Raw genomic sequence first — 11,954 nt, 5'->3', positions numbered from 1 at the left:
TCGTCCGCAGTTCTACTTCCGTACCACGGACGTGACCGGTTCGATCAAGCTGCCGGAAGGCGTCGAGATGGTGATGCCGGGCGACAACGTGAAGATCAACGTCACGCTGGGCTTCCCGATCGCCATGGACGAAGGCCTGCGTTTCGCGATCCGTGAAGGCGGTCGTACCGTCGGCGCCGGCGTCGTGGCGAAGATCAACAAGTAAGTCGACCGCCAGGGCAGGGTGACCTGCCCGGGTATCGAAAAACGGAGGCCTTCGGGCCTCCGTTTTTTTTGGCCGCACTGATTCTGCTCGGTGTGGGAGCCTTTTTTGGCTGCACTGATTCTGCTCCGTGTAGGAGCCTTTTTTTGGCTGCACTGATTCAGCTCCGTGTGGGAGCCGGCTATGCCGGCGATCGGGGTCGCCGCGACCTGGCCATCGCCGGCGAATCGGCTCCTTCATGGCTGGGGGATCTCGGCTATATCGCTTTGTTGGCTCTTCGCCGATGAATCGGCTCCCGCATTCCTGTTCGAAAAGGCTTCCCTTTTCCCGCGCGATCCGATATATTCGTCGGGTTATATACGTCGAGTGCCCGTCAAGGGCGCCGATTTACCGCGAAATGAGGCGCACGGAATGTGCTTCGAGTTCGCAGGCAAGGATGCCGGGTAGAGTGCCAACGGGCCACGGAGCGCAAGCTCTGTTGACCCAATTCGTTGTGTATTCTATACTTTTCTGTCTGGGCAGACCGGTAACTCGGCCTGCCTGTACTTTTCGGGTCATTCCGGGCGGTTTCTCATCGTCCCAGGGTGGCCCGTTGCGGCACCCGTAGTTAGGTAATTGGGTTGTGCGGGGTGGCGAGAAGCCATTCCGAATCACAAGAACGTTCTTTCGATAACAGGACACGGTTTTTATGGCGAACCAAAAGATTCGCATTCGGCTCAAGGCGTTCGATCATCGCCTGATCGATCGTTCGGCCAGCGAGATCGTCGAGACGGCCAAGCGCACCGGCGCGACGGTCCTCGGCCCGATCCCCCTGCCGACCAAGATTGAGCGCTACACCATTCTGGTGTCGCCGCACGTCGATAAAGATGCCCGCGACCAGTACGAGACCCGTACCCACAAGCGCGTTCTTGACATCGTCGACCCCAACGACAAAACCGTGGACGCGCTCATGAAGCTCGATCTCGCGGCTGGCGTTGACGTGCAGATCAAGCTCGGCTGAGCGGAATAAAGGATACGAAGATGAGTATCGGACTGGTTGGCCGCAAGTGCGGCATGAGCCGGCTCTTCACCGAAGACGGCCGCTCGATTCCGGTGACGCTGATTGAAGCGACCCCGAATCGTGTGACGCAGGTGAAGACCGAAGAAAACGACGGCTACAGCGCGGTGCAGGTCACGACCGGCGCCAAGCGCGCGTCGCTGTTGACGGGCCCCGCAAAGGGTCATTACGCCAAGGCCAAGGTTGAGCCGGGTCGCGGTCTGTGGGAATTCCGCGTGTCCGCGGAAGACGCAGGCAAGTACGCGATCGGCACCGAGATCAAGGCTGACGACGTGTTCGCCGTCGGTCAGACGGTCGACGTCGCAGGCGTGTCGAAGGGTAAGGGTTTCCAGGGCACCATCAAGCGTCACCATTTCAAGATGGGCGATGCTACGCACGGTAACTCGCTGTCGCATCGCGCCCCGGGCTCGATCGGCCAGCGCCAGACGCCGGGTCGCGTGTTTCCTGGTAAGAAGATGTCGGGCCACATGGGCGCGGTCAACCGCACCCAGCAGGGTCTCGAAGTTGTCAAGGTCGATGCCGAGCGCCACCTGATCGCAGTCAAGGGCGCAGTCCCTGGCGCGCCGGGCGGTGACGTCGTGATTCGTCCGACGACCAAGGGCTGAGGAGAGACGCCATGGAACTCAACGTTATTGGCGCCAAGGCGCTCACCGTGTCGGACGACGTGTTCGGCGGCGAGTACAAGAAGGCCCTCGTGCACCAGGTTGTCACCGCCTATCAGGCGGCTGGCCGTGCCGGTACGAAGGCTCAGCTGTCTCGCGGTCAGATGTCCGGTACGACCAAGAAGTTCAAGAAGCAGAAGGGCGGCGGCGCTCGCCACGGCGATTACCGCGCTCCGATCTTCGTCGGTGGTGGTGTGACGTTTGCGGCCAAGCCGCGTAGCTTCGAGCAGAAGGTCAACCGCAAGGCTTATCGTGTGGCGATCCGTTCGATCGTTGCCGAGCTGACCCGCCAGGGCCGCCTGAAGGTCGTCTCCGAGCTGTCGATGGATGCCCCGAGCACCAAGGGCATGATCGCCAAGCTTGCCGAGCTCGAGGTCAAGGGTCGTGTGCTGCTGGTGTCGGAAGACGCCACCGAGGCGCTCTACCTGTCCGCCCGCAACATTCCGTACATCCACGTCGTCGACGTTCTGGCCCTGAATCCGGTCAGCCTCGTCGGTAGCGACTTCGTCGTCATGACGGTGGACGCGGTCAAGAAAGTCGAGGAGTGGCTCGCATGAGCACCGAACGCACGCTCAATACGCTTCGCGCGCCGCACATCTCCGAGAAGTCGGCTCGCCTTGCTGAGAACAACCAGTACGTTTTCGTCGTGGCGCCTGAGGCGACCAAGGCCGATGTCCGTGCAGCGGTGGAACATCTCTTCGACGTCAAAGTCGTGGACGTGAACCTCGTGAACACAAAGGGCAAGGTCAAGTCGTTCCGCTTCCGCACTGGCAACCGCCAGGGCAAGCGCAAGGCCTACGTGCGCCTCGCCGACGGTCACACGATCGACGTGTCGGCCAAGGCCTGAGCCAGGAGTTGAATTGAGATGGCACTGATCACTCACAAGCCGACCTCCCCGGGACGCCGCGACGCTGTCAGCGTGCGCACCGAAGGTCTGCACAAGGGCGCCCCTTACGCGCCTCTGACCGAATCGCAGTCGAAGACGGGTGGCCGCAACCACTACGGTCGCATCACCACGCGTCATCGCGGCGGCGGTCACAAGCAGGCATACCGCATCATCGACTTCAAGCGCGACAAGGAAGGCATTGCCGCCGTTGTCGAGCGTCTTGAGTACGACCCGAACCGCACGGCGCACATCGCGCTGCTGTGCTACGCCGACGGCGAGCGCCGCTACATCATCGCGCCGAAGGGCGTGGCGGTGGGTGACCGTCTCGTGTCGGGCTCCGACTCCCCGATCAAGCCGGGCAACTGCCTGCCGCTTCGTTCGATCCCGGTCGGTTCGACGATCCACTGCATCGAGATGAAGCCGGGCAAGGGTGCGCAGATCGCGCGTTCCGCCGGTGCATCGGTTCAGCTGGTCGCTCGTGAGCAGGGTTATGCAACGCTGCGTCTTCGCTCCGGCGAAATGCGTCGCGTCCCGGTTGAATGCCGCGCCACCATCGGCGAAGTCGGCAACTCGGAGCACAGCCTGCGCAAGCTCGGCAAGGCCGGTAAGAAGCGCTGGGCGGGTATCCGTCCGACGGTTCGCGGCGTGGTGATGAACCCGGTCGACCATCCGCATGGCGGTGGTGAAGGTAAGACCTCTGGCGGCCGTCATCCGGTCAGCCCGTGGGGTACCCCGACCAAGGGTTACAAGACGCGTAACAACAAGCGCACCCAGCAGTTCATCGTGCGTCGTCGCAAGTAATTAGGAAACGATCATGCCGCGCTCTCTAAAAAAAGGTCCGTTCGTCGACCTGCACCTCGTGAAAAAGGTGGAAGCCGCCGTTTCCGCCAATAACAAGCGTCCGATCAAGACCTGGTCGCGTCGTTCGATGATCCTGCCGGAGATGGTCGGTCTGACCATCGCCATCCACAACGGCCGCCAGCACGTGCCTGTGTTGATCAACGAGAACATGGTCGGGCACAAGCTCGGCGAGTTCGCGGTGACCCGCACGTACAAGGGCCACGCCGGCGACAAGAAGGGCAAGTGATGAGCACTGAAGCCAAAGCGATCCTGCGCAGCGCCCGCATCTCGGCGCAGAAGGCACGCCTGGTGGCTGACCTGGTCCGCGGTATGCCCGTGGGCCGAGCCAGCGACGTGCTCGCCTTTACCAATAAGAAGGCCGCTCACCTTGTTCGCAAGGTGCTGCTCTCCGCCGTCGCCAACGCCGAAAACAATCTCGGTGCCGACGTCGACGAGCTGAAGGTCGTTCGCATCTTCGTTGACGAAGGTCCGGCGATGAAGCGTATGTACGCCCGCGCCAAAGGCCGCGGTTCGCGCATCCTGAAGCGCACCAGCCACGTCACCGTGGTTGTTGGCAACTGACTGGGGTAAGACACGATGGGTCATAAAGTTCATCCCACCGGTATCCGCCTCGGCATTGCCAAGGACTGGAACTCGAAGTGGTACGCCAATAAGGGCGAATACGCGGTCTATCTCGCAGCCGACCTCAAGGTCCGCGAGATGCTCCGCAAGAAGCTCGCCGCCGCCGGTATCTCGAAGATCCAGATCGAGCGCCCGGCCAAGACCGCCCGCGTGACGATCCACACCGCCCGTCCGGGCGTGGTGATCGGCAAGAAGGGCGAGGACATCGAGAAGCTGCGTAAGGAAGTCACCGACATGATGGGCGTTCCGACGCACATCAACGTCAGCGAAGTCCGTAAGCCGGAGCTCGACGCCCAGCTCGTCGCTGAATCGATCGCTCAGCAGCTCGAGCGTCGCATCATGTTCCGCCGCGCCATGAAGCGCTCGGTCGGCAACGCGATGCGCCTCGGTGCCCTGGGCATCAAGATCAACGTTTCCGGCCGTCTGAATGGCGCCGAGATCGCTCGCTCCGAGTGGGCCCGTGAAGGTCGCGTTCCGCTGCATACCCTGCGTGCGGACATCGACTACGGCACCGCCGAAGCCAAGACCCAGTACGGCATCATCGGTGTCAAGGTATGGGTCTATAAGGGCGAGATCTTCGATCTGGCAGCAGCTACCGCCGAGTCGAAGGAAGAACAGCAGCCTCAGCAGTCGCGCCGCGATGGTGGTGAAAACCGCCGCGAGCGGACGGCCAAGTAAGGAGCGTTGCCATGTTGCAACCTAAGCGTACCAAGTACCGCAAGATGCATAAGGGTCGTAATGACGGCCTGGCATTCAATTCCAACCTCGTGAGCTTCGGCGAGTACGGCCTCAAGGCGACGACGCACGGTCAGCTGACCGCACGTCAGATCGAAGCGGCCCGTCGTTGCATCACGCGCTTCGTCAAGCGTGGCGGCAAGCTCTGGATCCGCGTGTTCCCGGACAAGCCGATCACCCGTAAGCCCATCGAAGTTCGAATGGGTGCGGGTAAGGGTAGCGTCGAGTTCTGGGTCGCTCCGATCCAGCCCGGTCGCATGCTTTATGAAATCGAAGGTGTCGACGAGACGACGGCACGCGAAGCGTTCCGCCTGGCGGCAGCCAAGCTGTCCGTGCAGACTCAGTTCGTCTCCAGGGCGGTGATGTAATGGCCAGCAAAGATATCAACCAGAAGTCGGCGGACGAGCTCAAGCAGGATCTGCTGGACCTTCGCAAGGAGCAGTTCAATCTGCGCATGCAGAAGGGCTCCGGTCAGCTCACCCAGCCGCACCAGCTGCGCCGCGTTCGGCGTGACATCGCCCGCACGAAGTTCGTGCTCGGCGCTAAGAAGTAAGGACGGCGGACATGAGCGATAACACGAAGACGGCGCGTACCCTCACGGGTCGCGTCATCAGCAACAAAATGAACCAGACCGTGACCGTGCTGATCGAGCGCCAGGTGCAGCATCCGCTGCTCGGCAAGATCATCCGTCGCTCCACGAAGCTTCACGCACATGACGAGACCGGTGCGAACGAAGGTGACCTGGTGCGCATCGCGGAATGCCGTCCGCTGTCGAAGACCAAGCATCACCGCGTGGTCGAAATCGTCACGCGCGCTGAAGTCTAAGGAGAGCTGCCATGATTCAGGTACAGAGCTCGCTTTCCGCAGCCGATAACAGCGGCGCGAAGGAAATGATGTGCATCAAGGTGCTGGGCGGCTCGAAGCGCCGTTACGCCAGCGTCGGGGATGTCATCAAGGTGACCATCAAGGACGCCATTCCTCGCGGTAAGGTCAAGAAGGGTGAGGTGTACAACGCCGTGGTGGTTCGTACCGCCAAGGGTGTGCGTCGCGCCGATGGCTCCGTGATCCGTTTCGACGGTAACGCGGCCGTCCTCCTCAACAATAAGCTCGAGCCGATCGGTACCCGTATTTTCGGGCCGGTCACCCGCGAGCTGCGCACCGAGAAGTTCATGAAGATCGTCTCGCTTGCGCCCGAAGTGCTCTGAGCGGAGGCCAGACCATGAACCGTATCCGCAAGGGTGATAACGTCGTCGTCATCACCGGCAAAAACAAGGGACAGCGCGGTGACGTGCTGCGTGTTGACGGCGAGCGCGTTGTCGTCTCGAACGTCAACCTCGTCAAGCGTCACACCAAGCCGAACCCCCAGGCCAACCAGCCTGGCGGTATCGTCGAGCGTGAAGCTTCGATCCATATCTCCAACGTACAGCTCTTCAACTCCGCCACCAATAAGGGCGAGCGCGCTGGCACCAAGACGCTCGAGGACGGGCGCAAGGTGCGCGTGTTCCGTTCTGGCGAAGTGGTCGACGCGTAAGGAACCGAAGTCATGACCCGCCTTGAAACGTTTTACAAAGAGTCGGTAATGTCGAAGCTCACTGAGCGCTTCGGTTACCAGAATGTCATGGAAGTCCCGCGCATCACGAAGATCACGCTCAACATGGGCGTCGGCGAAGCCGCCGGTAACAAGAAGATCCTCGAGAACGCGGTCGCCGATATGACCAAGATCGCCGGCCAGAAGCCGATCACGACGAAGGCCCGCGTGTCGGTCGCTTCGTTCAAGATCCGCGACGGTTGGCCGATCGGTTGCAAGGTCACGCTGCGTCGTGCCCAGATGTGGGAATTCCTCGATCGCCTGATCAACATCTCGCTGCCGCGTACGCGCGACTTCCGTGGTGTCTCGGGCCGTGCTTTCGATGGCCGTGGTAACTACAACTTCGGTATCAAGGAACAGATCATTTTCCCGGAAATCGACTTCGATCAGGTTGACGCGCTGCGCGGTATGGATATCTCCATCACCACGACCGCCAAGACCGACGAAGAAGCCAAGGCGCTGCTGGAAGCTTTCAGCTTCCCGTTCCGCAACTGATTACAGGTAGAACATGGCTAAGACCTCGATGATCCAGCGCGATATCAAGCGCACCAAGCTCGTCAAGAAGTTCGCCACCAAGCGTGCCGAACTGAAGGCGATCGTCCTGAGCGCCACCGCCTCGTATGACGAGAAGATGGAAGCCCAGACGAAGCTGCAGAAGCTCCCGCGTGATGCCAGCCCGGCGCGCCAGCGTAACCGCTGCGCCCTGACCGGCCGCCCGCGTGGCGTCTACAGCAAGTTTGGCCTCGGTCGCAACAAGCTGCGCGAAGCCACCATGCGCGGCGATGTGCCGGGCCTGCGTAAGGCTAGCTGGTAAAAAACTCGCCATCGGCGGGGCAAGCTGTTATAGTCGTCGGTCTGCGCAACGCAGACCGACTTCTGTCGGCTTTACAATTTAAAGATTTCCGGTAATTCGGATATCGGTGCACTCTCAAGGGTTTTCTTATGAGCATGACTGATCCCATCGCCGATCTGTTTACGCGCATCCGTAATGGCCAGGCATCTGGCAAAGCGGTTGTTCGTATGCCGTCGTCGAAAATGAAGCTGGCCCTCGCGCAGCTCCTGCAGAAAGAGGGTTATATCCTCGACGCCCGTTCCGCTGACGAAGCGGGCAAGCCGGTCCTCGAGATCAAGCTGAAGTACTTCGAAGGCCAGCCGGCCATCGAAACCATCTCCCGTGTCAGCCGTTCCGGTCTCCGCGTTTACCGCGGCAAGGACGAGCTGCCGAAGGTCCTCGGCGGCCTGGGCATCTCCATCATCTCGACTTCCGCCGGTCTTCTGACCGACGCTCAGGCCCGTGCTAAGGGTCTTGGCGGCGAAGTCATCGGCCAGGTGGCGTAAGGAGTCCCGTATGTCACGTGTAGCCAAGTTGCCTATCAATCTGCCGAAGGGCGTCGAGATCTCGATCGCCAACGGTACCGTCTCCGTCAAGGGCCCGAAGGGCACGCTGACGACCCATGAACTGCCGGGCGTTTCGTTCCAGCAGGAAAATGGCGTCGCCACCGTGGTGCTCGCCGAAGGCGCCGACGACAAGTTCGGTGGCACGGCTCGCGCCGTGGTCGCCAACATGGTCCAGGGCGTCACCGCCGGTTTCGAGAAGAAGCTCGAGCTGGTCGGCGTGGGTTACCGCGCACAGCTTGCCGGCAAGGCCGTCAACCTGTCGCTCGGCTTCTCGCACCCGGTCGTCTTCGAGGCGCCGGAAGGCATCACCATCGAAGTCCCGACCCAGACCGAAATCCTGATCAAGGGCGCTGACAAGCAGCTCGTCGGTCAGACGGCGGCGAAGATCCGTGCGTTCCGTTCGCCGGAGCCCTACAAGGGCAAGGGCGTCCGCTATGCGGGCGAGAAGATCATCCTGAAGGAAGCCAAGAAGGCCTAATCGGTCTATCCGCTTTCTGGAGTAATACGATGAACAAGAACGATTCCCGCCTGCGCCGCGCCAAGTCGACCCGCTCTCACATCCGTGAGCTCGCGGTTCACCGCCTGAGCGTGCACCGCACCGGTCAGCACATCTACGCCCAGGTCTTCGCACCGAACGGTACCGTCGTGGCAGCCGCCTCGACCGTGCAGTCCGCCGTTGCCGAAGGTCTCAAGAGCAAGAAGAACATGGAAGCCGCCACCACGGTGGGCCGCGTCGTTGCCGAGCGTGCCAAGGCCGCTGGTATCGAGGCTGTCGCGTTCGATCGCTCGGGTTTCCGTTACCACGGTCGCATCAAGGCTCTCGCCGATGCGGCTCGTGAAGCCGGCCTCAAGTTCTAAGAGGCGTCAGGCAGCGACATCGGCCCTTCGGGGCCGGTGTCGTCCGATGTAGCTCCTACAACTCCAAGCGGCGACCGAGCCGTAAACAGAAGTCCCGGCTAACTATCATTCCGGGCTATCAGGAAAAGAGATGTCCTCGACAGATCGCGAAAATTCGGACGGCATGCTTGAAAAGCTTATCGCCGTCAACCGCGTGGCCAAGACCGTCAAGGGTGGCCGCCAGATGAGCTTCACCGCGCTGACGGTTGTCGGCGATGGCGAAGGCCGCGTCGGTTTTGGTTATGGCAAGGCGCGTGAAGTGCCGGTCGCCATTTCCAAGGCCATGGAGCGCGCCCGCCGTAACATGGTCACCATCGAACTCAACCAAGGCACGCTGTGGTACGCCATCAAGGCCAACCACGGTGCGGCTCGCGTCTACATGCAGCCTGCTTCCCAGGGTACCGGCGTCATCGCCGGCGGCGCCATGCGCGCTGTCCTCGAAGTGGTCGGCGTGAAGGACGTGCTCGCCAAGGCCGTCGGCTCGCGCAACCCGATCAACCTCGTCCGCGCGACGATCAAGGGTCTGCAGGCCGTCGCCTCGCCGAAGCGCATCGCCGCCAAGCGTGGCAAGACGATCGAAGAGGTCCTCGGCAATGGCTAAGAACACCGAAACCGCCGCTGGCGGTACCGTCCGCGTCCGCCTGGTCAAGGGCCTGCGCGGTGTGCAGGGTCGTCATCGTCTGAGCGTCAAGGCCCTGGGCCTGAGCAAGATCAACGATGTGCGCGAACTGAAGGATAGCCCGCAGGTCCGTGGCCTTATCAATAAGGTCTACTACCTGGTTCGGGTCGAGGAGTAAGAATCATGCGTCTTAACGATCTACGTCCCGGCAAGGGCGCCCGCAAGTCCCGCACCCGCGTTGCCCGCGGTATCGGCTCCGGTCTCGGCAAGACTGCCGGCCGCGGCCATAAGGGTCAGCATGCACGTGCCGGTGGCACGCATCGCTACGGTTTCGAAGGCGGCCAGATGCCGCTGCAGCGTCGCCTGCCGAAGGTCGGCTTCCGTTCGCTGAAGAAGGCCGATACCGAAGAAGTGCGTCTGTACCAGCTGGCTGCCATCAAGGCCGACACGATCGATCTGATCGCCCTTCACGCCGCCGGTCTCGTGACCAGCCGCGCGAAGAAGGTCAAGATCGTCCTGAAGGGTGAAATCACCCGCGCGGTCAAGCTTTCGGGCGTGCTTGCGACGGCCGGCGCCAAGGCGGCTATCGAAGCCGCCGGCGGCAGCGTGGAGTAATCAGGTGGCAGCAGCGCAGGGCACAACGCTCGGCTCGCTGGGCAAACTGACGGAACTTCGTCAGCGCATCTTTTTCTTGATTGGTGCGCTGGTGGTCTTCCGCCTCGGTTCGTTCATTCCCGTTCCGGGCGTGAACCCCGAGGCGATGACCAGCCTGGTCGAGGGCGGCGGCGGCCTGCTGAACATGGTCAACATGTTCTCGGGTGGCTCGCTTTCCCGCTTCTCGGTGTTCGCTCTCGGTGTGGTGCCGTATATCTCGGCGTCGATCGTGGTGCAGATGATGGGCTCGGTCATTCCGTCGCTCATGGCTCTGCGCAAGGAAGGCGAGTCGGGTCGTCGCAAGATGACCATGTACACGCGTTTCGGCACGGTCGGGCTGGCGGCATTCCAGGCGTTCGGCATCGCGGTGGCCCTGCAGAAGCAGGTCGGCGCGAGCGGTCCGGTGGTCTATATGCCCGGTGCGGGCTTCGTCATGGCATCCGTCGTCGGTCTCACCGCCGGCACGATGTTCCTGATGTGGCTCGGCGAGCAGATCACGGAGCGTGGTATCGGCAACGGCATCTCGATGCTGATCTTCGCCGGTATCGTGGCCGGTCTCCCGGGTGCCATTGCGCACACGCTGACCATGGCGAACAACGGAGAGCTGTCGGTTCTGAAGCTGCTCATGGTGACCGCGCTGATCCTGGCGGTAACCGCTTTCGTGGTGTTCATGGAGCGCGCCCAACGGCGTATCACCGTGAACTACGCGAAGCAGGGCAGTCAGCGCCAGTTCCAGCGCCAGACTTCGCACCTGCCGCTGAAGATCAACATGGCGGGCGTCATTCCGCCGATCTTCGCGACCAGCCTCTTGCTCTTCCCCGCGACCGCGGCGACCTGGTTCGGCACTGCCCACCAGTCGCGTTGGCTGCAGTGGCTGACCACGGCGTTGAGCCCGGGTGAGCCGGTGCACGACATCGTGTTTGCGGTGCTGGTGATCGGGTTCGCCTTCTTCTATACGGCGATCGTGTTCAACTCGCAGGAAACTGCCGATAACCTCAAGCGTTCGGGCGCGTTGATTCCGGGCATCCGTCCGGGTCGCGCCACGGCGGACTATATCGATGGCGTCATGACCCGGCTTACCGGTGTTGGCGCGGTTTACATCGTCCTGGTCTGCCTGGTGCCCACGTTCATGCAGAACGCCTGGCACGTCCCGTTCTATTTCGGCGGCACTTCGCTGCTGATCGTGGTGGTGGTGGTGATGGACTTTACGGCTCAGGTCCAGGCCCATCTTGTCAGCCACCAGTACGAGAGTCTGCTTAAGAAGTCCAATCTCCGTCGCAGCTGAGACGCAGCGGAGATCCCCAAGTAGGGGAGGCCTTGGCGCCCAGCGCCGCAGGACTTCCCGTTTAGGTTAATTCAGGTTAGAATTGCGCGTTTACCGCGCACGAAACGCATCGGAGACAGTACATCATGGCGCGCATCGCGGGTGTCAATTTGCCGGTCCAGAAGCATGTCTGGGTCGGCCTGCAGAGCATTTATGGAATCGGCCGTTCGCGGGCGAAGAAGGTTTGCGTCGACTCGGGCGTGGTTCCGACCACCCCCATCAAGTCGCTTAGCGAAGGTGAGGTCGAGAAGATCCGCGCCGAGATCGCCAAGTACACGGTCGAGGGCGATCTTCGCCGCGAGATCGGTATGGCGGTCAAGCGTCTGATGGACCTCGGTTGCTATCGTGGCCTGCGCCACCGTCGCGGCCTGCCGGTGCGCGGCCAGCGCACGCGTACCAACGCCCGTACCCGTAAGGGTCCGCGTCGTCCGATCAAGAAGTAACGGATAC

At 61.8% G+C, this 11,954-nt stretch carries 23 protein-coding genes and 1 pseudogene; all 24 read left to right on the top strand.

What is annotated here, in order from left to right; genetic code table 11:
* Positions 1-205 (top strand): annotated as a pseudogene (gene tuf, locus VM621_RS13985) (elongation factor Tu); the annotation flags it as partial.
* 685 nt (positions 206-890) lie between these two features.
* Positions 891-1,202, top strand: coding sequence for a 30S ribosomal protein S10 (rpsJ, locus tag VM621_RS13980; protein ID WP_014402136.1), 312 nt, complete (start codon positions 891-893; stop codon positions 1,200-1,202).
* Positions 1,203-1,222: 20 nt separating this feature from the next.
* Positions 1,223-1,864 carry a 50S ribosomal protein L3 gene (gene rplC / locus VM621_RS13975; protein ID WP_325469568.1) on the top strand — a complete coding sequence of 214 codons (642 nt, stop codon included), beginning with the start codon at positions 1,223-1,225 and terminating at the stop codon, positions 1,862-1,864.
* 11 nt (positions 1,865-1,875) lie between these two features.
* Positions 1,876-2,478: a 50S ribosomal protein L4 gene (rplD, locus tag VM621_RS13970; protein ID WP_325469567.1), complete on the top strand. Its 603-nt coding sequence runs from the start codon at positions 1,876-1,878 to the stop codon at positions 2,476-2,478.
* Positions 2,475-2,768, top strand: coding sequence for a 50S ribosomal protein L23 (gene rplW, locus VM621_RS13965; protein WP_046967254.1), 294 nt, complete (start codon positions 2,475-2,477; stop codon positions 2,766-2,768). The genes rplD and rplW overlap by 4 nt, the downstream gene beginning before the upstream one ends.
* An 18-nt stretch (positions 2,769-2,786) precedes the next feature.
* The gene (rplB, locus tag VM621_RS13960) at positions 2,787-3,608 is read left to right on the top strand and encodes a 50S ribosomal protein L2 (RefSeq protein WP_046967253.1); all 822 of its coding nucleotides are present in this window, start codon (positions 2,787-2,789) and stop codon (positions 3,606-3,608) included.
* Between the two features lie 13 nt (positions 3,609-3,621).
* Positions 3,622-3,894, top strand: coding sequence for a 30S ribosomal protein S19 (gene rpsS / locus VM621_RS13955; protein WP_029213892.1), 273 nt, complete (start codon positions 3,622-3,624; stop codon positions 3,892-3,894).
* Positions 3,894-4,229, top strand: a complete 336-nt coding sequence (gene rplV, locus VM621_RS13950) for a 50S ribosomal protein L22 (protein WP_046967252.1) — start codon at positions 3,894-3,896, stop codon at positions 4,227-4,229. The genes rpsS and rplV overlap by 1 nt, the downstream gene beginning before the upstream one ends.
* A 15-nt stretch (positions 4,230-4,244) precedes the next feature.
* Complete coding sequence (gene rpsC, locus VM621_RS13945) at positions 4,245-4,967, top strand: 30S ribosomal protein S3 (protein WP_036115478.1); 723 nt, start codon at positions 4,245-4,247, stop codon at positions 4,965-4,967.
* An 11-nt stretch (positions 4,968-4,978) separates the two neighbouring features.
* On the top strand, positions 4,979-5,392 hold the full coding sequence (gene rplP / locus VM621_RS13940) for a 50S ribosomal protein L16 (protein ID WP_046967250.1): 414 nt from the start codon (positions 4,979-4,981) through the stop codon (positions 5,390-5,392).
* The gene (gene rpmC, locus VM621_RS13935; RefSeq protein ID WP_046967249.1) at positions 5,392-5,577 is read left to right on the top strand and encodes a 50S ribosomal protein L29; all 186 of its coding nucleotides are present in this window, start codon (positions 5,392-5,394) and stop codon (positions 5,575-5,577) included. Before rplP ends, rpmC begins: the two co-directional genes overlap by 1 nt.
* A gap of 11 nt (positions 5,578-5,588) precedes the next feature.
* Complete coding sequence (rpsQ, locus tag VM621_RS13930; protein ID WP_046967248.1) at positions 5,589-5,849, top strand: 30S ribosomal protein S17; 261 nt, start codon at positions 5,589-5,591, stop codon at positions 5,847-5,849.
* 11 nt (positions 5,850-5,860) lie between these two features.
* Complete coding sequence (rplN, locus tag VM621_RS13925; RefSeq protein WP_325469566.1) at positions 5,861-6,229, top strand: 50S ribosomal protein L14; 369 nt, start codon at positions 5,861-5,863, stop codon at positions 6,227-6,229.
* Positions 6,230-6,243: 14 nt separating this feature from the next.
* On the top strand, positions 6,244-6,555 hold the full coding sequence (gene rplX / locus VM621_RS13920) for a 50S ribosomal protein L24 (protein WP_046967246.1): 312 nt from the start codon (positions 6,244-6,246) through the stop codon (positions 6,553-6,555).
* A gap of 12 nt (positions 6,556-6,567) precedes the next feature.
* Positions 6,568-7,107 carry a 50S ribosomal protein L5 gene (gene rplE, locus VM621_RS13915; RefSeq protein ID WP_325469565.1) on the top strand — a complete coding sequence of 180 codons (540 nt, stop codon included), beginning with the start codon at positions 6,568-6,570 and terminating at the stop codon, positions 7,105-7,107.
* A gap of 13 nt (positions 7,108-7,120) precedes the next feature.
* On the top strand, positions 7,121-7,426 hold the full coding sequence (gene rpsN, locus VM621_RS13910) for a 30S ribosomal protein S14 (RefSeq protein WP_325469564.1): 306 nt from the start codon (positions 7,121-7,123) through the stop codon (positions 7,424-7,426).
* Between the two features lie 128 nt (positions 7,427-7,554).
* Positions 7,555-7,950 carry a 30S ribosomal protein S8 gene (rpsH, locus tag VM621_RS13905; protein WP_325469563.1) on the top strand — a complete coding sequence of 132 codons (396 nt, stop codon included), beginning with the start codon at positions 7,555-7,557 and terminating at the stop codon, positions 7,948-7,950.
* Between the two features lie 10 nt (positions 7,951-7,960).
* Complete coding sequence (rplF, locus tag VM621_RS13900; RefSeq protein ID WP_325469562.1) at positions 7,961-8,488, top strand: 50S ribosomal protein L6; 528 nt, start codon at positions 7,961-7,963, stop codon at positions 8,486-8,488.
* A 29-nt stretch (positions 8,489-8,517) separates the two neighbouring features.
* Complete coding sequence (gene rplR / locus VM621_RS13895; RefSeq protein ID WP_325469561.1) at positions 8,518-8,868, top strand: 50S ribosomal protein L18; 351 nt, start codon at positions 8,518-8,520, stop codon at positions 8,866-8,868.
* A gap of 130 nt (positions 8,869-8,998) precedes the next feature.
* Positions 8,999-9,508, top strand: coding sequence for a 30S ribosomal protein S5 (rpsE, locus tag VM621_RS13890; RefSeq protein ID WP_046967240.1), 510 nt, complete (start codon positions 8,999-9,001; stop codon positions 9,506-9,508).
* Positions 9,501-9,704, top strand: coding sequence for a 50S ribosomal protein L30 (gene rpmD / locus VM621_RS13885; RefSeq protein WP_325469560.1), 204 nt, complete (start codon positions 9,501-9,503; stop codon positions 9,702-9,704). The genes rpsE and rpmD overlap by 8 nt, the downstream gene beginning before the upstream one ends.
* Positions 9,705-9,709: 5 nt before the next feature.
* The gene (gene rplO / locus VM621_RS13880) at positions 9,710-10,141 is read left to right on the top strand and encodes a 50S ribosomal protein L15 (RefSeq protein WP_325469559.1); all 432 of its coding nucleotides are present in this window, start codon (positions 9,710-9,712) and stop codon (positions 10,139-10,141) included.
* Positions 10,142-10,145: 4 nt separating this feature from the next.
* The gene (gene secY, locus VM621_RS13875) at positions 10,146-11,465 is read left to right on the top strand and encodes a preprotein translocase subunit SecY (protein ID WP_046967237.1); all 1,320 of its coding nucleotides are present in this window, start codon (positions 10,146-10,148) and stop codon (positions 11,463-11,465) included.
* A gap of 125 nt (positions 11,466-11,590) precedes the next feature.
* Entirely contained in the window at positions 11,591-11,947 is a 357-nt protein-coding gene (gene rpsM, locus VM621_RS13870; RefSeq protein WP_046967236.1) for a 30S ribosomal protein S13, read from the top strand.
* Positions 11,948-11,954 lie beyond the last annotated feature (7 nt).

The organism is Luteibacter sp. (genome assembly GCF_035539195.1).
In the GTDB taxonomy this organism is placed as follows: Bacteria; Pseudomonadota; Gammaproteobacteria; order Xanthomonadales; family Rhodanobacteraceae; genus Luteibacter.
The sequence above is the reverse complement of the archived record's forward strand: the minus strand, read 5'-3'. Positions and strand labels throughout refer to the sequence as shown.

Bases quoted from the DNA above. Each gene is read 5' to 3' on its own strand.
- rpsJ (WP_014402136.1), top strand. From the start codon at position 891: ATGGCGAACCAAAAGATTCGCATTCGGCTCAAGGCGTTCGATCATCGC.
- rplC (WP_325469568.1), top strand. From the start codon at position 1,223: ATGAGTATCGGACTGGTTGGCCGCAAGTGCGGCATGAGCCGGCTCTTC.
- rplD (WP_325469567.1), top strand. From the start codon at position 1,876: ATGGAACTCAACGTTATTGGCGCCAAGGCGCTCACCGTGTCGGACGAC.
- rplW (WP_046967254.1), top strand. From the start codon at position 2,475: ATGAGCACCGAACGCACGCTCAATACGCTTCGCGCGCCGCACATCTCC.
- rplB (WP_046967253.1), top strand. From the start codon at position 2,787: ATGGCACTGATCACTCACAAGCCGACCTCCCCGGGACGCCGCGACGCT.
- rpsS (WP_029213892.1), top strand. From the start codon at position 3,622: ATGCCGCGCTCTCTAAAAAAAGGTCCGTTCGTCGACCTGCACCTCGTG.
- rplV (WP_046967252.1), top strand. From the start codon at position 3,894: ATGAGCACTGAAGCCAAAGCGATCCTGCGCAGCGCCCGCATCTCGGCG.
- rpsC (WP_036115478.1), top strand. From the start codon at position 4,245: ATGGGTCATAAAGTTCATCCCACCGGTATCCGCCTCGGCATTGCCAAG.
- rplP (WP_046967250.1), top strand. From the start codon at position 4,979: ATGTTGCAACCTAAGCGTACCAAGTACCGCAAGATGCATAAGGGTCGT.
- rpmC (WP_046967249.1), top strand. From the start codon at position 5,392: ATGGCCAGCAAAGATATCAACCAGAAGTCGGCGGACGAGCTCAAGCAG.
- rpsQ (WP_046967248.1), top strand. From the start codon at position 5,589: ATGAGCGATAACACGAAGACGGCGCGTACCCTCACGGGTCGCGTCATC.
- rplN (WP_325469566.1), top strand. From the start codon at position 5,861: ATGATTCAGGTACAGAGCTCGCTTTCCGCAGCCGATAACAGCGGCGCG.
- rplX (WP_046967246.1), top strand. From the start codon at position 6,244: ATGAACCGTATCCGCAAGGGTGATAACGTCGTCGTCATCACCGGCAAA.
- rplE (WP_325469565.1), top strand. From the start codon at position 6,568: ATGACCCGCCTTGAAACGTTTTACAAAGAGTCGGTAATGTCGAAGCTC.
- rpsN (WP_325469564.1), top strand. From the start codon at position 7,121: ATGGCTAAGACCTCGATGATCCAGCGCGATATCAAGCGCACCAAGCTC.
- rpsH (WP_325469563.1), top strand. From the start codon at position 7,555: ATGAGCATGACTGATCCCATCGCCGATCTGTTTACGCGCATCCGTAAT.
- rplF (WP_325469562.1), top strand. From the start codon at position 7,961: ATGTCACGTGTAGCCAAGTTGCCTATCAATCTGCCGAAGGGCGTCGAG.
- rplR (WP_325469561.1), top strand. From the start codon at position 8,518: ATGAACAAGAACGATTCCCGCCTGCGCCGCGCCAAGTCGACCCGCTCT.
- rpsE (WP_046967240.1), top strand. From the start codon at position 8,999: ATGTCCTCGACAGATCGCGAAAATTCGGACGGCATGCTTGAAAAGCTT.
- rpmD (WP_325469560.1), top strand. From the start codon at position 9,501: ATGGCTAAGAACACCGAAACCGCCGCTGGCGGTACCGTCCGCGTCCGC.
- rplO (WP_325469559.1), top strand. From the start codon at position 9,710: ATGCGTCTTAACGATCTACGTCCCGGCAAGGGCGCCCGCAAGTCCCGC.
- rpsM (WP_046967236.1), top strand. From the start codon at position 11,591: ATGGCGCGCATCGCGGGTGTCAATTTGCCGGTCCAGAAGCATGTCTGG.